Origin of the sequence: Sorangium sp. So ce1036, from assembly GCF_051369805.1 — a bacterium.
Classification (GTDB): Bacteria; Myxococcota_A; Polyangia; order Polyangiales; family Polyangiaceae; genus Sorangium; species Sorangium cellulosum_F.
Genome location: NZ_JBBMOX010000001.1, coordinates 4,661,694 through 4,681,401, shown reverse-complemented (window position 1 = coordinate 4,681,401; position 19,708 = coordinate 4,661,694). Strand labels below are relative to the sequence as shown.

13 protein-coding genes are annotated in these 19,708 nt (G+C 73.7%); 12 read left to right on the top strand and 1 reads right to left on the bottom strand.

Annotated elements, in window-relative coordinates:
* Positions 1–216: 216 nt before the first annotated feature.
* The gene (locus WMF31_RS17735; RefSeq protein WP_436603081.1) at positions 217–594 is read right to left on the bottom strand and encodes a hypothetical protein; all 378 of its coding nucleotides are present in this window, start codon (positions 592–594) and stop codon (positions 217–219) included.
* 639 nt (positions 595–1,233) lie between these two features.
* Between WMF31_RS17735 and WMF31_RS17730 the strand changes: the two genes are divergently transcribed.
* From WMF31_RS17730 to WMF31_RS17675, 12 genes are all read left to right on the top strand, one after another.
* Positions 1,234–2,811, top strand: coding sequence for a phage tail sheath family protein (locus tag WMF31_RS17730; protein ID WP_436603080.1), 1,578 nt, complete (start codon positions 1,234–1,236; stop codon positions 2,809–2,811).
* Between the two features lie 13 nt (positions 2,812–2,824).
* Entirely contained in the window at positions 2,825–4,678 is a 1,854-nt protein-coding gene (locus tag WMF31_RS17725; RefSeq protein WP_436603079.1) for a phage tail sheath family protein, read from the top strand.
* Between the two features lie 9 nt (positions 4,679–4,687).
* Positions 4,688–5,209, top strand: coding sequence for a phage tail protein (locus tag WMF31_RS17720; protein WP_436603078.1), 522 nt, complete (start codon positions 4,688–4,690; stop codon positions 5,207–5,209).
* Positions 5,202–5,927 (top strand): phage baseplate protein, encoded by a 726-nt coding sequence (locus WMF31_RS17715; RefSeq protein ID WP_436603077.1) that lies wholly within the window; start codon positions 5,202–5,204, stop codon positions 5,925–5,927. The genes WMF31_RS17720 and WMF31_RS17715 overlap by 8 nt, the downstream gene beginning before the upstream one ends.
* Positions 5,924–6,754 carry a hypothetical protein gene (locus tag WMF31_RS17710; RefSeq protein WP_436603076.1) on the top strand — a complete coding sequence of 277 codons (831 nt, stop codon included), beginning with the start codon at positions 5,924–5,926 and terminating at the stop codon, positions 6,752–6,754. Before WMF31_RS17715 ends, WMF31_RS17710 begins: the two co-directional genes overlap by 4 nt.
* Complete coding sequence (locus tag WMF31_RS17705; RefSeq protein ID WP_436603075.1) at positions 6,751–7,965, top strand: DUF4255 domain-containing protein; 1,215 nt, start codon at positions 6,751–6,753, stop codon at positions 7,963–7,965. The genes WMF31_RS17710 and WMF31_RS17705 overlap by 4 nt, the downstream gene beginning before the upstream one ends.
* The gene (locus WMF31_RS17700) at positions 7,962–9,872 is read left to right on the top strand and encodes an ATP-binding protein (protein ID WP_436603074.1); all 1,911 of its coding nucleotides are present in this window, start codon (positions 7,962–7,964) and stop codon (positions 9,870–9,872) included. Before WMF31_RS17705 ends, WMF31_RS17700 begins: the two co-directional genes overlap by 4 nt.
* The gene (locus tag WMF31_RS17695; protein ID WP_436603073.1) at positions 9,860–10,120 is read left to right on the top strand and encodes a hypothetical protein; all 261 of its coding nucleotides are present in this window, start codon (positions 9,860–9,862) and stop codon (positions 10,118–10,120) included. The genes WMF31_RS17700 and WMF31_RS17695 overlap by 13 nt, the downstream gene beginning before the upstream one ends.
* Positions 10,117–17,493, top strand: coding sequence for an eCIS core domain-containing protein (locus tag WMF31_RS17690; protein ID WP_436603072.1), 7,377 nt, complete (start codon positions 10,117–10,119; stop codon positions 17,491–17,493). Before WMF31_RS17695 ends, WMF31_RS17690 begins: the two co-directional genes overlap by 4 nt.
* Before the next feature lie 29 nt (positions 17,494–17,522).
* Positions 17,523–18,647: a hypothetical protein gene (locus tag WMF31_RS17685; protein WP_436603071.1), complete on the top strand. Its 1,125-nt coding sequence runs from the start codon at positions 17,523–17,525 to the stop codon at positions 18,645–18,647.
* A 119-nt stretch (positions 18,648–18,766) separates the two neighbouring features.
* The gene (locus WMF31_RS17680) at positions 18,767–19,399 is read left to right on the top strand and encodes a hypothetical protein (RefSeq protein ID WP_436603070.1); all 633 of its coding nucleotides are present in this window, start codon (positions 18,767–18,769) and stop codon (positions 19,397–19,399) included.
* An 8-nt stretch (positions 19,400–19,407) separates the two neighbouring features.
* Positions 19,408–19,704 carry a hypothetical protein gene (locus WMF31_RS17675; RefSeq protein WP_436603069.1) on the top strand — a complete coding sequence of 99 codons (297 nt, stop codon included), beginning with the start codon at positions 19,408–19,410 and terminating at the stop codon, positions 19,702–19,704.
* Positions 19,705–19,708: the final 4 nt, after the last annotated feature.

The window sequence follows — 19,708 nt, the reverse complement described above, 5'->3', positions numbered from 1 at the left end:
GAACGGAGGGCGAGGTAGAGGACATCGGGCTTGCACGCGCCGCGCAGGGCGAGGCGCGGACGGCCAAGGTACGCGCCGACCACGACGGGGTGAAGATTGTCGCCGCGACGGAGCCATCCGGCGCGATCGCGCGTGGGATGACCTACGCCAGGGCCTTACCCTCGGCGTGGCCCAGGAGCGAAGACCACCGGCGGCAGCTCGCGCTGACGGGATATCCTACAGCCGCCGGAGGAGGTTCCTGCGCACGTAGCGGGCTATCTGCCTGCCCGCCTCGGCGCCCACCTCGGACGACCCGCGGAAGTGCATACCCCCCCACACGCGAGCGTTGATGACGCCGTCGATCGCGTCCTCCAGCGACGCGTATTCGATGGTGCCGCACCCGCCAGTCCCCATGAGGGGCGTGGCCAGCTCCCCCAGGCCGAAGAGGTGCGCCAGCGCGTACAGGCCCGAGCCGCTCACCATGGGGTGGCCGGCGGGGTACTCCTGGTTCGACGGGGTGATCAAGAAAGGATCCCAGTCGCCCCCCGGATGGTAGTGCTCGATCGCCGTGAACCTGCGTGTCTCCCCACCGGTGGAAGGATGGCTGCTCGGCACCGGGATACGTATCTTCGGAGGCGAGCTGCACGTACTGCCCCGGAGGGCCGGTCCTCGGGTCGTCGTCGCCGTCGTCGTCGGGCCACACCCACAGCGTGGCGTTGGGGTTGTTCCACCCGTCGTTCAGGCGCGCGTTCCAGAGCCGCCGGGCCGCCTTCCGCCCGACGCGAATCCCCTCTGCCTTCGCGGGGCCGCTCGGGATCGCGGCGAGCTGCGCGGCGTAAAGGCTCTCGACCTGCGGCCGGAGGTCCTCCAGGAGCGGGTTATGGAAGGGTGGAGGGAGGCTCGGGTCGGAGAAGAAGTCGATGTACCGTTTCAGCATCGTCCGCCCCGCGGCGGCCAGGGCGGCCTTCGGACTGGCGGGGCCCGTGGTCTCCGCGGCGCCGACACCAAAGGCCACGCTGGGGACGCGCCAGGGGCGTGCTTCGCGCGACGCCCCCGCCCCACGGCAGGCGCCCCGTCGGGTTGGGGGGAGGACCTCCGGACGCACGTGTCCCCGCACGCCGAGGGCCCCCGTCGGCGCGATACGAGGGTCAGCGGACCTTCTACAATCACCGCCCGGGGCGGACCGTGATGATATAGTGGCGCCTCGCTTGCCCGAAGAGAGAGAGCGCTGGGCTGGCGATGGAGGCCGTGACAATGCCCGTACCGTTGCCGTTCCCTGGCGTGCAGATTCAGGAAATCCCAGCCGGCGTGCGGGCAATCGTCGGAGGATCGACCTCCGTGACCGCCTTCGTGGGGCGCGCGTTGCGAGGCCCCAGCGAGGTCGCGACGCGGTGCTTCTCCTTCGACGACTTCGCGCGCAAGTTCGGCGGGCTCTGGGCGGCGAGCCCGATGAGCTACGCCGTCTACCACTACTTCCAGAACGGCGGGACCGAGGCCGTCATCGTGCGGCTGGCGCCCGGGGCGAACAAGAGCACAGTCGACCTCGCGACCGGCGCGCCGCAGGGCCTGACGCTCGAGGCGGCGAGCGAGGGAGCCTGGGGCAGCAACCTCCGCGTGACGGTGACCCACCCGGCGCCGGGCGTGATCCCCGCGGCGGAAGAGGCGCAGGTCTTCACGCTCACGGTGCGCGAGGTGGATCCCGAGGCGCCGAGCGATACGAGCCGTGATCGAGCCACCGAGACGTTCATCAACGTGTCCGTGTCCAGCAGCAGCGCGCGGTACGTGAAGCGGGTGCTGGAGCAGCAGTCCCGCCTGGTGCGCGTGAAGACCGACGCCTCGCAGCGGCCGAGCATCGTCACCGACGAGGCCCTCTCGAGCGTCACCGACGGCGACGACCTCGAGGCCACGGACTACGACGACCCCTCGGACGCGACGTTCCGGTCGAAGCGCCGCGGCATCTACGCGCTCGACGCGATCGACACGGTGAACCTGCTCTGCCTGCCGCCCCCCGCCCGCGCGGTCCCGATGTTCCCCAGCGTGTGGACCGCGGCGGCGGCCTACTGCGAGGGGCGCTTCACGATGCTGCTCGTGGACCCGCCGTCCTCGTGGGTCACACCGGCCGACGCCGCCGGGCGCAAGAGCCTCACGAGCCTCACGAGCAAGAACGCGGCCCTCTACTTCCCGCTGCTCGTGATGCCGGACCCGCTCGCCGCCGGCCGGCCGGCGAGCTTCGCCCCGTGCGGCGCGGTCGCCGGCGCCATCGCGCGCACCGACGCCGAGCGCGGCCTGTGGAAGGCGCCGGCCGGGCAGGACGCGGGCCTGCGCGGCGTCGACGGGTTCACGACGAGCCTCTCCGATCCCGGCGCGCGGCTGGTCCTCACGGACGCGCAGTGCGGCGTGCTGAACCCCGCGGGCGTGAACGCGCTGCGCCCGCTCGGCGTCGCCGGCCCGGTGGTGTGGGGCGCGCGCACGGCGCAGGGCGCGGACGTGCTCGCCTCCGAATGGAAGTACCTCTCCGTGCGGCGCCTCGCGCTCTATGTCGAGCAGAACCTCAAGGACGGCACGCGCTGGGCCGTCTTCGAGCCGAACGACGAGCCGCTCTGGTCGCAGCTCCGGCTCTCGATCGGCACGTTCATGCACCAGCTCTTCCGTCGCGGCGCGTTCAAGGGGGCGCGCCCGCAGGAGGCCTATTTCGTCAAGTGTGACGCCGAGACGACGACGCCCGCCGACCAGGATCGCGGCATCGTCAACGTGATCGTGGGCTTCGCGCCGCTGAAGCCCGCCGAGTTCGTCATCCTGCAGTTCCAGCAGATCACCCGGGCGATCGCCTGAGCGGAGGTAGGACATGCCCGCGAACCTGACAGCCCCCGGCGTCTACATCGAAGAGATCCCGAGCGGAGTGCGCACGATCGTCGGCGTCTCCACCTCGGTCACCGCGTTCATCGGACGGGCGCGCCGCGGTCCCGCGGACGTGGCGACGCGGGTCACGAGCTTCGGCGAGTTCGATCGCGTCTTCGGCGGCCTGTGGAGCCAGAGCGATCTGGGCCATGTGGTCAGCCACTTCTTCCAGAACGGCGGGCGCGAGGCGGTCATCGTGCGCGTCCACGCGGGGGCGCTCGCGTCGACGGCGACGGTGCCCGGCGACATGGTGCTCACGGCGACGGCCGACGCCGCGGCGCTGTCGGGCTTCGATCACCTCCGCGTGGCGGTGACGCACGAGGCCGCGCCGGAGGCCTACACGCTGCAGATCACGGCGGAGGACGCCGAGGACGCCGCCCTGACGGACGGGGACGGCGTGGCCTACCAGGTGACGATCCCGCTGAGCCTCGAGGGCGACCCCGCCGCCGCGATCGCCGGCGCCACGACGGGCACCGCCCCGGCGATCGCCCTGGCGGAGCTGTCGAGCGCCCCGCCCGCGGCGCGCCCGAGCGCCACGGCGGGCGTGCGAGGCACGGGCGACGCCGTGCGCCTGCCGATCCCGGGCGCGCTCTCGTTCGCCGCGGCCAACCCGGGGACCTGGGGCGATCAGGTCCGCATCCAGATCTCGCCCACCGGCTCCACGTTCACGCTGCAAGCGCGCCTCGTCGACGCGACCGGCCGCGAGCTGGAGAGCGAGATCTACTACGGCCTCGTCCACACCCAGGGGGCGCTCACGTACATCGGCGACGTGCTCCGGACGCGCTCGTCCCTGCTCCGGCTGGCCGCCGTGCCCACCGCGGTCCCGGCCGTGGAGGCCAGCGCGACCCTCTCGAGCGGCTCGGACGGCACGCCGCCGGCCATCGGCGCCTACGAGGGCAACGAGGCGAGCCGCACCGGGCTGTATGCGCTCGACGAGCTCGACGTGGTGAACCTGCTGTGCGTCCCGTTTCCGGCGGAGGACGTGACCCAGATCGACGAGGCGGCCCGCGCCGGCTTCTGGAGCGGCAAGGCGCTGCCGTGGTGCCGGGCGCGCGGCGCGTTCGCCGTGATCGACCCGCCGCCGTCGTGGTCGAGCTTCGACGCCGTGAGCGCGGACCTCGCGAACGCCGCCGGGTGGATGAGCAGCCTGCAGTCGCCGCACGGCGCGCAGTACTTTCCGAACGTCCGCGCGCCGGATCCGCTCCAGGAGAACAGGCTGCGCACGTTCGCGCCGTGCGGCGTGATCGCCGGCGTGTTCGCGCGCACCGACGGGGCCCGCGGCGTGTGGAAGGCGCCCGCGGGCCTCGAGGCGACGCTGGCCGGCGTGCTCGACCTGACCGTGGGCCTCACGGACGGCGAGCAGGGCACGCTCAACCGGGAGGGCGTCAACTGCCTGCGCGCGTTCGCGGGGGCGGGCCGCGTGGCGTGGGGCGCGCGCACGCTCACGGGCCAGGACCGGGCCGCCTCGGAGTGGAAATACGTGCCCGTGCGGCGCCTCGCGAGCTACCTCCAGCAGACGCTGCTGCGCGGCACCCGCTGGGCCGTGTTCGAGGGCAACGACGAGCCGCTCTGGTCGCAGCTCCGGCTCAACATCGGGGCTTTCATGCACCAGCTCTTCCGTCAAGGCGCGTTCGCCGGTCGCACGCCCGCGGAGGCCTATTTCGTGAAGTGCGACGCCGACACCACGACCCAGGCCGACATCGACGCCGGGATCGTCAACGTGATCATCGGGTTCGCGCCGGTGAAGCCCGCCGAGTTCGTCGTCATCAAGCTGCAGCAAATCGCCGGTCAGAGCACATAGGAGGAGACGATGCCTGCCTTCACGGTCAACACGCAGCGCTTCGACCCGTACAAGAACTTCAAGTTTCGCGTGAAGTGGGATGGCCGGTACGTGGCGGGCGTGAGCAAGGTGAGCGCGCTCAAGCGCACGACGGACGTGGTGGAGCACAGGAGCGGCGGCGACCCGTCGAGCGCCCACAAGTCGCCGGGACAGACCAAGTGGGAGGCGATCACGCTAGAGCGCGGCGTCACGCACGACACGGCCTTCGAGCAGTGGGCCGCCAAGGTCTGGCGCCTGGGCGCGGGTCTCGGCGCGGAGGTGTCGCTCGCGGACTTCCGCAAGGACATCCTCATCGAGGTCTACAACGAGGCCGGCCAGGTCGTGCTCGCGTACAAGGTCTACCGGTGCTGGGTCTCGGAGTACCAGGCGCTGCCCGAGCTCGACGCGAGCGCCAACGCGGTCGCGATCCAGTCCCTCAAGCTGGAGCACGAGGGGTGGGAGCGCGACGTCTCGGTGGTCGAGCCGACCGAGCCGACGCTGTCCGATGGCTGAGCTCGTGCCGCTGCGACCGGCCGCGGTGCTCGAGGCCTGGGAGGGAGGCCTCGCCCAGGGCACCGTGGAGCGGGCTCTCACGCTGCTCGCGCTGGCGATGCCCGGCGCGACGCGCGACGCGCTCGCCGATCTATCCATCGGTCAGCGCGACGCGCTGCTGCTGGAGCTGCGCACGCGGAGCTTCGGGCCCACGGCGCCGTGCGTGGTGCGCTGCCCCCGCTGCGAGGAGACCCTGGAGTTCCCCGTTCGGCTCCCGGATCTTCGCGTGCCGGCGCCCGCCGCGGCGGAGGCGGTCGTGACGTTCGGCGATCTTCGCCTGCGCGTGCGGCCCGCCACGAGCCGTGACCTCCTGACGATCGCCGGCGCGGCGGATCCGGTGCGCGCGCTGCTCGATCGGTGCGTGATCGCGGAGCGCGCGTCGGCGGGCGATCCCGCGGCCGTGCCCGCGGAGGCGGCCGAGCTCGTGGCAGCCGAGATGGCGCGGCTCGATCCGCAGGCGGACGTGCGCTTCGATCTGTCGTGCGCCGCGTGCGGCGCGGCGTGGACCACCGTGTTCGACGTGGTGTCCTATCTCTGGCGCGAGATCGAGGCCGAGGCGCGGCGGCTGATGGCCGAGGTCGACGCGCTGGCGCGCGCGTACTGCTGGCCGGAGCTGACGATCCTCGAGATGTCGCGGCCGCGGCGCCTCGCTTACCTCCGGCTCGCGGGTGCCGCGTGAACTTCCTGGAGTCGCTCGCGGGGCGCGCCCGAGAGGCCGTGGCGGTCGTGGAGCCGCCGCGCGTGCCGTTCGTGAACGTGTTCCCGGACGGCGGGCCCGCGGCCCAGCGCGACGAGGGCGCGCGCGACGCGGCGCCGGGGGTGGCGATCCTGCGCCCTCCTTCGGGTGAGCCGGATCTCCCACGGGCCGCGCGCTCGGCCCGCGGCGAGGAGCGTGTCGTGACGGCCGCGCTCGGGGAACGGCGCTCGATGGACGTGCCGCTCCGCGCGAGCCCCGTCGCGCCGGCGCCCGAGCCGCCCGAGCCGCCCGAGCCGCGCGCGCCGCGCGTCGAGCGCGGGGTCGAGCAGCGCGTCGTGCGCTCCGGGCCCGCGGCGCAGGAGCCGCCGGCGATCGCGCCGCCGCCCGCGCGCGTCGAGGCGCCGCGCGTCGTGCGCGAAGAGCGCTGGATCCACGAGGTCCACGAGGCGCGGGAGCGCCTCACGGAGCGGCACACCGAGCGCGTGGTGGAGCGCGTCCCGGCGCCGGTCGACGCGCCTCCGATCGTGGCCGCGCCCGCGCCGCCGCGGCGCGCGCGGCCAGAGCCGCCGCGATCGCCGTCGCCCGCGCCGCTCCCCCCTGGACCCAGGAGGGTCGCGCTCCCGGAGGAGCCCGCTGCGCCGAAGGGGCCCGCGGCCCCGCCGCCGCCGGTCCATGTCTCGATCGGCCGCATCGTGGTCCGCGTGCAGGCGCCGGCCGCGGCGCCGCGGACAGAGGTCTCCCGTCCTGCTCCCCCGGCGCTCAGCCTGGAGGCGTACACGGCGGAGCAGCGCCGCGGAGGGCGTCGATGAGCAACTCCCTCGCCATCGCCACGGTCACGGGGACGCTCGTGAACCGCGTGCAGGCCCTGATCAACAGCGTCGGGCTCACCGGCTACGAGGCCTCGGCCGATCACCCAAAGACCGATCCGTCGCCGGGCGTTTACCTCTCGCTGTATCACCTCGCGCCGAACCCCGCGCTGCGGAACCTCGATCTGCCCACGCGGCGCTCGAGCGGCGAGCCGGGCCAGCGCCCCGTGCTCGCGCTCAGCCTGCGCTACCTGTTCTCGTTCGTCGGCGACGCGGCGACGTTCGACGCGGAGCGGCTCGCGGGCCTGGTGCTCACGGATCTCCACGCGCGGCCGGTGCTGACCCCCGACGAGATCACGACGTACCTCGGCACGCTGGGCGACGGCCACTACCTGCTCGCGTCCGACCTCGGGCGCCAGATCGAGCGCGTCAAGCTCACGCCCCTCAGCCTGGACACGGAGGAGCTCTCGCGCGTCTGGGGGCTCTACAACCAGAGCTTCTTCGCGCTGTCGATGGCGTGGGAGGCGACCGCGGTCCTGCTCAGCGGAGAGATCGAGCCCAGGGCCGCGCTGCCGGTGGCCACGACCGGGCTCGTGGTGCGGCCCGCCATCACGCCCGCGATCACCCGCCTGTACGAGGTGTCGAGCCGGCAGCCCGTGGCCGGCGCGGACGACGTGCTGGTGATCGAGGGCACCGGCCTGCTCGGCGAGGTCACGCGCGTCTTCATCGGCGCGGCGAGCGTGAGCGTCGGCGCCGCGGATCTGCAGGACGACGCGCTGCGCGTGGACCTGTCGACCGTGACCGGGCTCTTGCCCGGCGTGCACGCGGTGGTGATCGAGCACCAGGTGCTGGTGCCGGGCGCGGCCGGCGCCGGGCTGCGCCCCGGCGGCGTGTCGAACCCGCTCGCCTTGAGGGTGCGGCCCACGCTCGGCGCGATGTCGTCGTCCGTCGTCGCGCTCACGAACCGGCGCGTGCGGATCGCCGTCACGCCGCTCCCTTCGGCCGACCAGTCCGTGGAGCTCGCGCTGGAGTCGACCACGGGGCCCGATCGGCGCAGCAGCGATCGGTTCACGATCGACGGCGCCGACGTGGTGTTCGACGTGGCGGATCTCCCGAGCGGAACGTGGCGCGTGCGCGTGTCGATCGACGGCGCGGACAGCCTGCCCACCATGACCGCCGGCGTGTACACCGGCCCCACGCTCACCGTGCCATGAAGCCAGCGCGGGCGGCGACCGGGTCCTCCAATCCGCTCTCGGCCTCGCTCGCCGCGGTGCGCGCCTGCATCGAGCGCGCGAGCAACACCGGCCCTCCGCCCGCGCTGCCCGAGCCGCCGTCCGGCTCGCCGCTCGCGGCGCTGCGCGATCGCTTCCACCTGTCCGCGTTCGATGTCGCGGTGATCGCGTGCGCCGCCGCGGTCGAGCTCTCGCCGGGCTTCAGCAAGAGCTGCGGCGCCGCGCTCGGGGATCCGGCGCGCCGCGCGCCCACGGTCGCGCTCTGCATCGCCCGCCTCCCGGGCGCGCGCTGGGACGCGTTCTCGCCGGGCGGCCCGCTCTGCCGCTTCCGCCTCGTGCGCCTCGGAGAGGGCGACGTCTTCACGGGGCGCTCCGTCACGCTGCCCGAGCCCGTGCTGCATTTTCTGGTGGGCGCGCCGGCGCGCGACGAACGCCTGGAGGCGCGGCTCCGGGACGTGGAGCCGCGCCGCGCGCTCCCGCCGTCCCGCGCGGCGGTGGCCAGGGTCATCGGCGAGATCCTGCGCGATCCAGGCGCGCCGCACGTGCAGCTCGTGGTCGCGAGCGCCGAGGAGGCGAGGCCGCTCTTCGCCGCGGTCGCGGCCGAGCAAGGCCGGGCGCTGTGGGAGCTGCCGGCGTGGGCGCTGCCCGACGCGCCCGAGGAGCGCGTGGACCTGCTCTGGACGTGCGCGCGCGACGCGCGCCTGTGCGGCGCGCTGGTGCTGCTCGACGTCGCGAGCGCCGGCGAGCCAGCGCACGCCCGCGCCACCGTCGATTTCGCGACCCGCGCGCCGGACCCGCTGCTGCTCTGCGGGCCCGAGGTGGTGCGGCCGAAGGGGCGCCGCGTCTTCAGCGCGTCGCTCCCGCGCCTGCCTCACGAGGAGGCCAAGGACCTCTGGCGCCAGGCGCTGAACGGCGCCGCGGACGCGGAGTCTCTCGACGTGGCGGGGCTCGCCGCGCGGTTTCAGCTGAGCCCCGACGGCATCGCCTCGGCCGCGACGAGCGTCGCGCACCGGCCGGCCGGCGAGCCCCCGGGCCGCGCCGTGTGGCGCGCGTGCCGGCTGCTCTCCCGCGCGCGCCTCGACGATCTCGCGCAGCGCATCGAGCCGGACGCGGACTGGGATCGGCTGATCCTCCCGCCCGAGGAGATCCGGACGCTGCGCGCGATCGAGGCGCAGGTGCGCCACCGCGCGCGCGTGTTCCACCAGTGGGGCTTCTCCCGCCAGGGGGAGCGCGGCAGCGGCACCGCGGCGATCTTCTCGGGGCCGAGCGGCACCGGCAAGACGATGGCCGCGGAGGTGCTCGCCGGCGCGCTCGAGCTCGATCTCTACCGGATCGATCTGTCGTCGGTCGTGAGCAAGTACATCGGCGAGACCGAGAAGAACCTGCGCCGCGTGTTCGACGCGGCCGAGGAGGGCGGCGCGATCCTGCTGTTCGACGAGGCGGACGCGCTCTTTGGCAAGCGCACCGAGGTGAAGGACAGCCACGACCGGCACGCCAACATCGAGGTAAGCTACCTGCTCCAGCGCATGGAGAGCTACCAGGGCCTCGCGATCCTCACGACGAACCTCCGCAAGAACATCGACGACGCGTTCCTGCGGAGGATCCAGTTCGTGGTGGAGTTCCCGTTCCCGGACGCCACCCAGCGCGAGCGCATCTGGCGCGCGGTCTTCCCGCCGCAGACGCCGATCGACGGCGTGGATCCGCGGCGGCTCGCGCGCCTCGCCGTGGCGGGCGGCAACATCAAGAACATCGCGCGCAACGCCGCGTACCTCGCGGCGGCCCAGGACCGGCCCGTGGGCATGCAGCACCTGCTCGAGGCCACGCGCCTCGAGTACACGAAGCTGGGGCAGCCGCTCACGCCCACCGAGCTGCGCGGGTGGCTGTCGTGAAGCCGCGGGCGGTGACGCTGCACATCGGCGAGCTGGAGATCGCCGGCCTCGATCCCGCGGGGCGCTTCGACGTGGCGCGCGGGCTCGAGGGCGAGCTCGCCAGGCTGCTCGCGAGCGAGGGCGTGCCGGAGGGGCTGCTCGAGGGGCGGGCGGTGCTCCCGCAGCTCGCCCTCGACCACGGGGCCGCCGCGGTCCCGCTGGAGCTGGGGCGCGCCGTGGCCCGCGCCCTCTACGAGGGGTGGCGGTGAGGACCCACGCGACGCGGAAGCACGCGCACGGCGCGCGGCGCGACAGGCGCAAGGACCGCGGCCGGCCGCAGCCCGCGGGGCCGGAGCGCGAGCTCACCGACCGGGAGAGCTTGCTCGATCACCTCGACGCGGAGCCCGTCGAGGCGGCGCCGGCCCCGACGCTGGCCGAGACGTGGGCGCAGGTGACGGCCGGATCCGCGATGGACCTGCCCTACCGCGCCGAGCTCGAGGCGCGCTTCGACCAGGACCTGGGCCACCTCCAGGTGTTCGGCGGCGCGGAGGCGCGCTCGCTCCTGGACGCGCTCGGCGCCGAGGCCGCGACCCGCGGCGCGCAAATCGTGCTTGCCGGCCCGGACGTGCCGCTCGAGACCGTGGCGCACGAGATCGCGCACGCGTTGCAAGGCGGCGGGACGGTCGCGGACGAGTGGCCCGGCGTGCTCGCGGAGAGCCACGAGGCCGAGGCGCGCGCCGACGCCGCCGCGCAGGCCGCGGCGCAGGGCGAGCAGGTCTCGCCCGACCTGCTCTCGGCCGCGCCGATGCGCCGCGGCTTCGTGGCGCTCCGGCGCGCGGGGGCGACCGCGCCCCGCCCGGGCGCCGCGCTCGGCTCGGCGCGCGCCGCCCGCGACATCGACGTGGACGACGCCCCGTCGGCCCGGGACGCCGAGGCGCGCGCGCGCCGCCGGTCCTCGCCGGGGCGAAGGGCGTCGCCTGCCTCGAGGGACGAGGCCGTTGCCCGGCAGCCGCGCGCGCCCCGGCCGCGCGAGGCGAGCCCACGGGCGCCGGCGGCCGCGTCCACCGAGGAGGCGCAGGAGCCCGCCGCGGCGGAGCCGGCCGAGGCGGCGCCGGAAGAGGCGCGCGAGGCCGAGGGGGAGCGGCGCGAGGCCGAGGCCGAGGTCGCTCCCGATCGCCAGCAGGAGATCCGGGATTCGCTGCGATCGGGCCAGGCGACGTGGGACGGCGCGAGCGAGGAGGCGGACCGCCACGAGGTGTCGGTCTGCCCGCGCAGCGCCGTGGGGCCGGGCGAGCGCCCGTTCGCGCGGGGCCCACCGCTCGACGTGCCCCCTGTGTCGGAGGAGACGCCCGGCGCCCCCGCCGAGCCGGAGGAGGTCGACCCGGAGGCGCTCGTGCGCGAAGCGGATGCGGCCGCCGCGCGGCAGGTCGAGTCCGGCCCGGGGACGCGGGGCCGCGGCGATCTGGGCGCCGACGCGCGCGCGCTCGAGCGCCAGATCGACGGGGAAGAGCTCCCGCGGATCCCGGAGGCGCCCGAGCTGGCGCTGACCGAGGAGGCGGATCCGGCGCAGATCGACGAGCGGCACGAGGCGCTCGGGGGCGAGCTCGACCGCGGCACGGAGACCGCGCGCGCGCAGTCCGACGAGGACTTCGGCGAGGATCGCCTCGCGCCCGCGGACGATCCCACGCTCGGGCACGATCAGGGGCTCGACGAGCTCGAGATCCCGGAGGTCGGGCTCGAGGAGATGGTGTCGAGCGAGAGGCTCGACCGCGTGATCACGGACGCGAACGCGGGGGCGCTGCCCCTGGACGAGGCGCTCGTCGTGCGCGACGAGGAGATGGCGCGCTACGAAGAGGCGCTGTCGCTCCAGACGGAGACGCGCGCGGACGTCGATCGGCACATCGGCGCGAGCGAGCGCCGCGTCGACGCCATGTGCGCGCGCGCGTGCGCCGACCGCGATCGGCGGATGACCGAGGCGCTCCGCGGCGTGGACCAGCGCCGGACCGACTGGCGAAAGGAGGCTGACGAGCACATCGGCGCCCGCCGCTCGGAGGCGAAGACGCTGGTCCAGGAGAGCGACGATCACATCGAGCGGGTGCACACCGACACGAACGAAGAGGCCAGCGGGTGCATGGAGACGGCGCGCACCGAGGCCGAGGGCTACTGGAGCGACGCGCAGGAGCGCGCGGAGAACAAGCTGCACGAGGAGCAGGACAGGAGCCTCCTGGAGGAGGCGCTCGACTGGCTCCTGGACCAGTTCCGCGAGTGGATCACTGACTTCTTCGACGCGTGCCGCGAGGCGGTGGACTCGCTGCTCGACGCGTGGAGCGAGGCGGCGCACGCGATCGTGGACGCAGGCCACGCCGCCATCACCGCGACCATCGAGACCACCCAGGACGCGCTCGACCTCATGGCGGACAACCTGCCCGGCGAGCTCGGCGAGATCGCGCGCGCGTGGCGCGACGACGCGCACGCGTACCTCGACGAGGTGCAGGCCGACGTCGATCGCGCGGCCGAGGACCTCCACGCCTCGATCGACGAGAGCATCGAGGGGCTCCGCGAGGACCTCCACGGCGCCCTCGACGACCTCGAGGAGGGGCTGCTCGAGGCCGTCGACGACCTGGAGAGCTTCCTCGAAAACCCGATCTCGACCATCCTGCGCCAGTTCTCACCGGAGCTCGCCGACCTCGTCGACGAGGGGCTCGACGGGCTCGCCCGGCGCGCCGCCGATCACATCAACTCCTGGATGGCGTCCGCGGTCGAGAGCACCGGCCTCGGCCGGCTCACGCGGTGGCTCCAGGACCTGCACACGCAGAACGTGTGCAGCGAGGAGGCGTTCGCCGAGGCGGAGCAGCGGACGTGCGCCGCCTTCGAGGCGCTGCTCCAGCAGGCGCTCGGCTGGTTCGACGGGCTGCTCGCGAGCCCGGCCGCGCAGTCGGTCCAGGAGAGTCTCCAGGAGCAGCGGGACCAGGCCGCCGAGGAGCAGGTGAGTTCCGTGATGGGGTTCCTGGACTTCCTCCAGGACTTCGCGGGGCCGATCTACGAGGTGTGGCTGGTCGTCGAGCAGGCCGCCGGGAGCGTGATCGACGCGCTCGGCGACATCGGCCAGACGGTGTGGCGCCACGTCGCCGAGGCCCTCGGGATCGACCCGAACATCGGCCCGCTGGAGGCGCTCCGGAGCGGCATCCAGAGCGTCTGGGACGGCATCGTCGAGTTCGTGCGGCCGCTCGCCGACGGCATCCTCAGCGCGTGGCGCTGGCTGCGGGACAACACGCCGATCGGCGCCATCATCGATTTCTTCGCCAGCCTGCCCGAGGCGTGGAACACGCTCACCGAGCTCGCGGGCAGCGTCGCCGACGGCCTCGGCGAGGCGCTCGCGGAGGCCGCCGAGCTCCTGAGCGGCACCGTGATCCCCGCGATCGAGGGGGCATTGCAGGCCGTGAGCGGCGTCCTGCACACGCTCATCGACGTCGCGTCGCGGTTCGTCGACGGGATCCTCGGGACGCTGGAGGGCCTGCTGAGCTGGGAGTCGGGCCTCGCGCTGCTCGACGCCCTCGTGGGCGTCGTGCAGGCGGTGTTCTCGCCGATCGTCGCGGGGATGCGCCTGCTCGCGGACTGCGCGATCTTCTTCTGGCGCACCATCGCCGACGGCGTCGCGAGTTTGCTCGACTGGCTCCGCACGCTCGCGGACATCGCCGTCGGCGTCGTCACGGCGCTCGTGGCGCCGCCGCTCTCGTTCGTCACGTTCTTCGCGGGCGCGGTGTGGCTCTACGTCGTCCCGCAGTGCTGCAAGGCGCCGATCCTCAACTTCTTCCTCGACGTCTGCATCCGCATCCTGCGCTTCTTCCCCGAGCCGGCCGATTTCCTCCTGGCGGCCGTGTACAACGGCGCGCTCGCGTTCCTGGAGACGATCCGCGGCTCGCCCGACGAGCAGAAGGTGAAGGCGATCGATCTGTTCGCCAGCATCTTCGCGGGCAACGCGGAGCTCGCCGCCGGCTTCGCGGTCGGCCTGGTCAAGGGCGTCTGGGAGAGCACGGGCGGCACCATCATCTTCCTCCTCCAGGCGGTCGCGTGGCTGATCGCGCTGCCGTTCCGCCTGGTGCAGTGGGCGACGGGCCTCGCCGACGGCACCACCGAGGAGGACGGGGTGAGCCCCGGCGGCGCGGCCGGCGAGGAGCCCGCCCCGGAGAGCGAGGGCGAGGGCGCCGAGGAGGTCATCGACGATGGCACGACCGTGCTGCGCCGCGCGCGCGATCCGCCGGGATCGCGCGCCGCCGAGGAGCGACCGCCGGGCGAGCCCGCGCGGCAGGAGGACTCGCTGCCCGCGGACGGCGCTGCGGCTGGTGGGGCCGGCGCCGGCGGGCGTCAGGCTCGATCGGCCGAGACGCGACCCGCCGAGACGACGCCGCAGCCTGCCGCGCTGTCGGCCACGGCCGAGGGCGCGGCGCGCGCCCGCGCCGAGCCCGAGGACCCGGCCGAGCGGGCCGAGGAGATGGAGGGCGCGGTCGGCCCGAGCACCGACGAGGAGGAGGAGCGCGAGCAGGAGGGCCAGGACGAGGACGACGAGATAGAGGACATCGACGAGGCCGAGGCCGGCGTCGAAGAAGGCGGGGAGCTGGGCGGCGACGAGGGTGACGAGGGCGCGGCGCCCGCGGCGTCCGAGGCGCCGCCCCAGATCCGCACGCCGCCGGGGAGGCCAGCGATCGCGGTGGCCGCCACGACCGGCGGTCGCGTCGCGACGCCGGCCGTCGGCGCGGCGCGGTCGCCGGGGGCGCGTCCGGCGCCGCCGGCCTCGGTGGCTGGGCAGGTCGCTGCCACGGCCGATGCGCCCGTGGCCGCGCCGCCGGAGGAGATCCCCGGCGAGCCGGTGTCCGACGAGGAAGAGGAGATCGACGGCGAGGCTTCCGGCGAGCGGGAGGAAGGCCTCGAGGGGGCGACCGGCGGGGATGGGGCGACCGGCGGCCAGGAGGAGGGCGCGGAGCCGCCCGCGGCGCCCGATCTCCCGTCCGTCGGCGAGTTCTTCCGCCAGCTCGCGACCGAGGGCTTCACGCGCGAGGACGTGCGCGGCCTGCTCGACGGCATCCGCGCGGCGTCGCGCGGGCTCGTGCGCTCGCTCGCGCAGAGCGCCGCGCGGTCGCTCCTCGACGCGCTCAACGCGCGCGGCGCCGCGTACCAGATCGGCGAGACCCTGGGCACGATCGCCGGCATGGTCGTCGTGGAGGTCGTGCTGGCCGTCTTCACGGGCGGCGGCAGCACGGCCGTGACGGCGGCCAAGGCGATCCTCCAGGGGAGCCGCGGCGTGGCGCGCCTCGCGGGCGTGGTGTCCCGGCTGCGGCGCGCGATCCAGCCCCTCTTCGAGATGGTCAACCGCCTCCGGCGCACGGCGCAGGGGCTGCTGTCGCGCGTGATGGGGTGGCTCGACAACGTCGTGCAATGGATGCAGCGCACGCTGCGCCGCTTCCTCGGCCGCGGCCCGCGCGCGCCGCGGCCACGCGCGCCGGCGGCGCGGCCACGCGCGCCGGCGGCGCGGCCGCGTGGGCCGCGGCCCGCAGGACCGCGTAGCGTGGGAGCGCCGCGGAGAGCAGGAGGGCCGCGCAGAGGGACGGGACCGCGAAGAGCGGGGGGACCGCGAAGGGGGACGGGACCGCGAAGAGGAACCGGCCCGCGCCGAGGCCCTGGGCCGCGGCGCACCGGCGCGGGACGCGGTCGCGGCGCGGGACGCGGTCGCGGCGCGGGACGCGGTCGTGGCACCGGACGCGGCCGTGGACGAGGGCGGGGGCGCGGTCGCAGCGGAGGGCGCCGTCGGCGTCGCAGGCGCCGGCGGCGTGATCGCGGCGGGATCGCAGGCCGCGTGCGCATTGCGGCCGCGGCCGCGTGGCGCGCGGTGACCGGGCTGGCACGCACGCGCGTCGTGCCTCGCAACCAGGTCCTGCAGACCGCGCGCGGCGCCGCGCGCTCGGCTGCGCCGGGCATTGCCATCCGAGTGGCAGCGCGCCATCTCGGAACACACATGTGGACACTCCGCATGACCGGCCGGCAGGGCCGCCGGCGCGCGACCGTTTCCCGCGGCCGGGCATGGTTCGGCCGCGACGAGCGGCGGCGACCGTGGTACTCCGCGGCGCCGGATCAGACGCGGCGGCACCGGCGCGCGGTGGAGCACATCGCACAGGATCTCGGCCGCGAGGCCCGCAGGATCGCAGAGCACGAGGCCAGTCCGCGGGAGATCCATCGCAGGTTGTCGCCGGACGTTCGTCGAGAGGAGGCTTCGCCGACACCGCGGCTGCTCACCGGCGTGCGACTGGATGTCGACGAAAACCACTTCGAGACCGATCGGAGGCGCACCGAGCTGCACTATCCGTACGAGCTGAGCCCCAACATGGCCAAGAAGACGCTCCCCCCGATTCCGATAACGGTCACCTATCCCACGGGGCTCACGGACAACACGGGACACTTCCTCGCGACGAGCGCCGATCCACCTATCCGCAACTTCGGGCCGTACTTCCTCCAGGCAGAGGCATTGACGTCCACGACGCACAGCCATTTCGTCCCGATCACGAGCACCAACAAGGGCTCGCTGTCGTCGGGGGACTGGAGCGCCTCCAGCCGCCAGGGACGCGACCGCCGATGGCGCGCGTGCCTGCCTTCATCGAGGTACGCTCCTGAATATTACCATTGGGATGCGACGGGGCGACGATTCAAGAGGGGAGCGTGGAATGGCCCTCTCTTGAACCGGGAAACGGAGATGAGGGCGCTGGCGGTGGCGCTCGACCAGACGCAGACGGACGCCGGGACGGTCGGCGCGCTGCTCTCCAATCCCAACCCCGAGCAGCCGCGTATGCCGACGAACCTCGACGCGGAGGACAGGATGGGGTTGGGCGGTCACGGGGCGTCGAGGCACGTGCTAGGCACCGGGTATGGCGTGGACAACGTGACCGACCTCGCGTTCCGCGCTGCTTTCGATCACATCGTCGAACCGGATTTCAGCGCCGGCGGTGCGAATCGCTTCGTTCGCGCGCCTGTTCCCGGCAACGCGCCGCTCGGCGGGCCGAGACCCGGAGTCGCCTCCTCGTTCAGGGATCTCGCCTCGGCGAACGCGGCGCTCGTCGACGCATTCAGGACGATCGTGCGGGGCTGGCGCCGAGCCGGGTCGGAGTATCGGGACGCGATCGCCAAGCCCTACGGCAAGGCCGACCCAGAAGTCACGTTGAGATCCCCGGTCCGCGTCGTCATCGCTGAACGGCCGTCGACGACCACCCACACGAGTCAGGTTTCCGCTCCTCTCCCGACGACGGACGTGCCGCAATACGTCGGTCATCCCGGCGCGGGGTTGGCCCACGTGAAGAGCAATGGAGCTCCGGTCAGCGCTGCGGTGCAAGCGGCGTGGGCCGCTTTGACCGCGGCCGGACTCCGGCCGCTGTCGAGCGATCCAGCAGAGCGCGCACGTTATCGGGCGTGGTGGAGAGCGAACCATGCGGCCCTCGGGCTGCCCGCGCGGCCGCCGGGGTGGCGGACGATGGCCGGACAACCTCTGACGACGTTGCGTGAGCGGAACACGCGGCGCGTCCAGCTCGTCGTGTTCGGCACGCACCAGCACTCGCCCGCGCACGGCCTCTATGTCAAGACGTTTTACCCCGTGCTATAAGCTCGACGAGGGGAGCGGCGCGGGGTTGTATGGTCTTCGACACCGTCCTGGAGTGGCTGAAGATTGCGGACGCGTGGCCGGGCGTGCGTTCGTGGCACTGCCTGCTGCATGCCTGGGAAGAGCTCGCGTGCCTCCCCGTCCAACGGCCCGCGCTCGTGCAGCAGATGAACCGCCGTCTCGCGTCGTGGCCGGCGCAGGAACGCTCACTGTGGCTCGACAGCCGTCAGGAGCAGATGGAACCCGACCCCCGCGGGTGGCAGGCCGGCTTCCTGACCGCCGTCGAGCAGGAGCTGATCTCGCTCGTTCGCTCCCTGTCGTGCAGCCCTCGCTCGTTGAGCCCGGCCGGCGTCCTTGGGGCGCAGTGGCTGCAGCAGGTGCAGCACTGGACCGTCCTGTTGCCCTGGAACGCCAAGAGCACCCGAGAGGCCGCGCGGCTGTTTCCCGCGCTCGATGCCTTGACGTTCACCGGAAATTTGAGTGGCGACGGAACCTGGTCCAAGCGTCAGCGCGCCGAGCTCCTCTCGTTCGCCGCCACCGAGCTGCCCTTCCACCTGCGGGGCCTCGGCGTCCCCGGCGCAGAGCTGGGCGCCTGCGAGCTCGGGGAGCTCATGGCATCGCCGATTGCGCGAGAGGTGCGTCGCCTCGCGCTGGACAGCGACGGCGCCGCCGCGTCGGTGTTCGACTCCGTTCCGGGGAACATCCCGCTGTCCGAGCTCGAGGAGCTGGATCTGAGCGGCAGCTCCCACATGGCTTACGGAGACAGGCTATCGAACGTCCTCTCATTGACCGCCGGCCTTCAATCGCTCTCCTTGCGCCGCGTGGGCATCGACGAGGATCGGTTGATTCGCCACTTGACGGCTGCCCCGCTCCCTCGGCTCCGAGCTCTCAGCCTCGCCGATACCGCCGCCACCGAGCGCTTCCTCCGCTGGCTGGCAGGCTCACCGCTCGCTGCCACGCTTCGGAGGGTCGATCTGCGCCGCTGCAAGATCCTCCGGGAGAGCGCGGTGGAGAGCGCCCGGCTCATGCTGGCGCAGCGCGCGCCGGACACGGATGGCACGGATGCGGAGCCCCGTCTGCGCATCTGGCTCGACGACGATCTCTGGCTGGACGACACGGCCCCGGTCGAGCTCGCTCTCAGATCCGCTGACGGATGAGGCTCCACGGGCCTCCGCGGGGGTGTCTGCGCGCCGCTGAGGACAGCCGCGGCTCCCGAACGGCGGCCCTTTACCCCGCCCCTCCGTCCGTGGTCTACTCCGTCCCCGGAGGAGCTTCCGTGTCCGCATTCCCCGGCACGCCACGCACGTTGAAGGGGGCGCTCGTGGCCATCGATCCGCTCGTCCCCGTGCCGACGGTCGTGCTCTTCCAGTACAACCCGCACACGCTCACGCGCCAGCTCGAGGCGCGCGGCGCGGACGGCGGGCCCGCGGCCACGAGCTACACGGGCGCGCCCGTCGAGACCATCAACGTCGAGATCGAGCTCGACGCCACCGACGGCCTCGAGACCCAGGACCCGCTCGCCGTCTCCCTCGGCGTCCACCCGCAGCTCGCCGCGCTCGAGAAGCTCGTCTACCCGCCCTCCGCGCGGATCATCGCCAACACCGTGCTCGCGGCGCTCGGCAGCATCGAGGTCGTGCCGCCGCAGGGGCCGCTCATCCTGTTCATCTGGGGGCCCAGGCGCGTGCTGCCCGTCAGCGTCAAGCAGTTCTCCATCGTCGAGGAGGCGCACGATCCGCAGCTCAACCCGATCCGCGCGCGCGTGTCGCTCGGCCTGCGCGTGCTCTCCACCGACGATCTCGGTCCCATGCACCCGGGGCACGCCCTGTTCCTCGCGCACCAGATCGCGAAGGAGGTCATGGCCGGCCTCGCCTCGGTGACGAGCACCGCCAGCGCGCTCAGCGCTTCGTGAGGCAAGCCATGGTCGATCCCACCAGCCGTTACGCCGCCGCCAGCCAGTCCCCGCTCCTCTGGGTCGACGCCACGGGGCGCGAGATCCGCTACCTCCCGCGCAGGTTCCTCGCGCCGGCCGACGCGTTCGAGGTCCTCGCCGAGGTGAGGGTGCAGGGCGGCGAGCGCCTGGACCTCATCGCCGCCCGGACGCTCGGCTCCGCGGAGGCGTGGTGGCGCGTCGCCGACGCCAACGAGGCCCTCGATCCCGCCACGCTCACCGCCGAGCCGGGCGCGCGCCTGCGCGTGCCCGTGCCGCGCCCATAAAGGC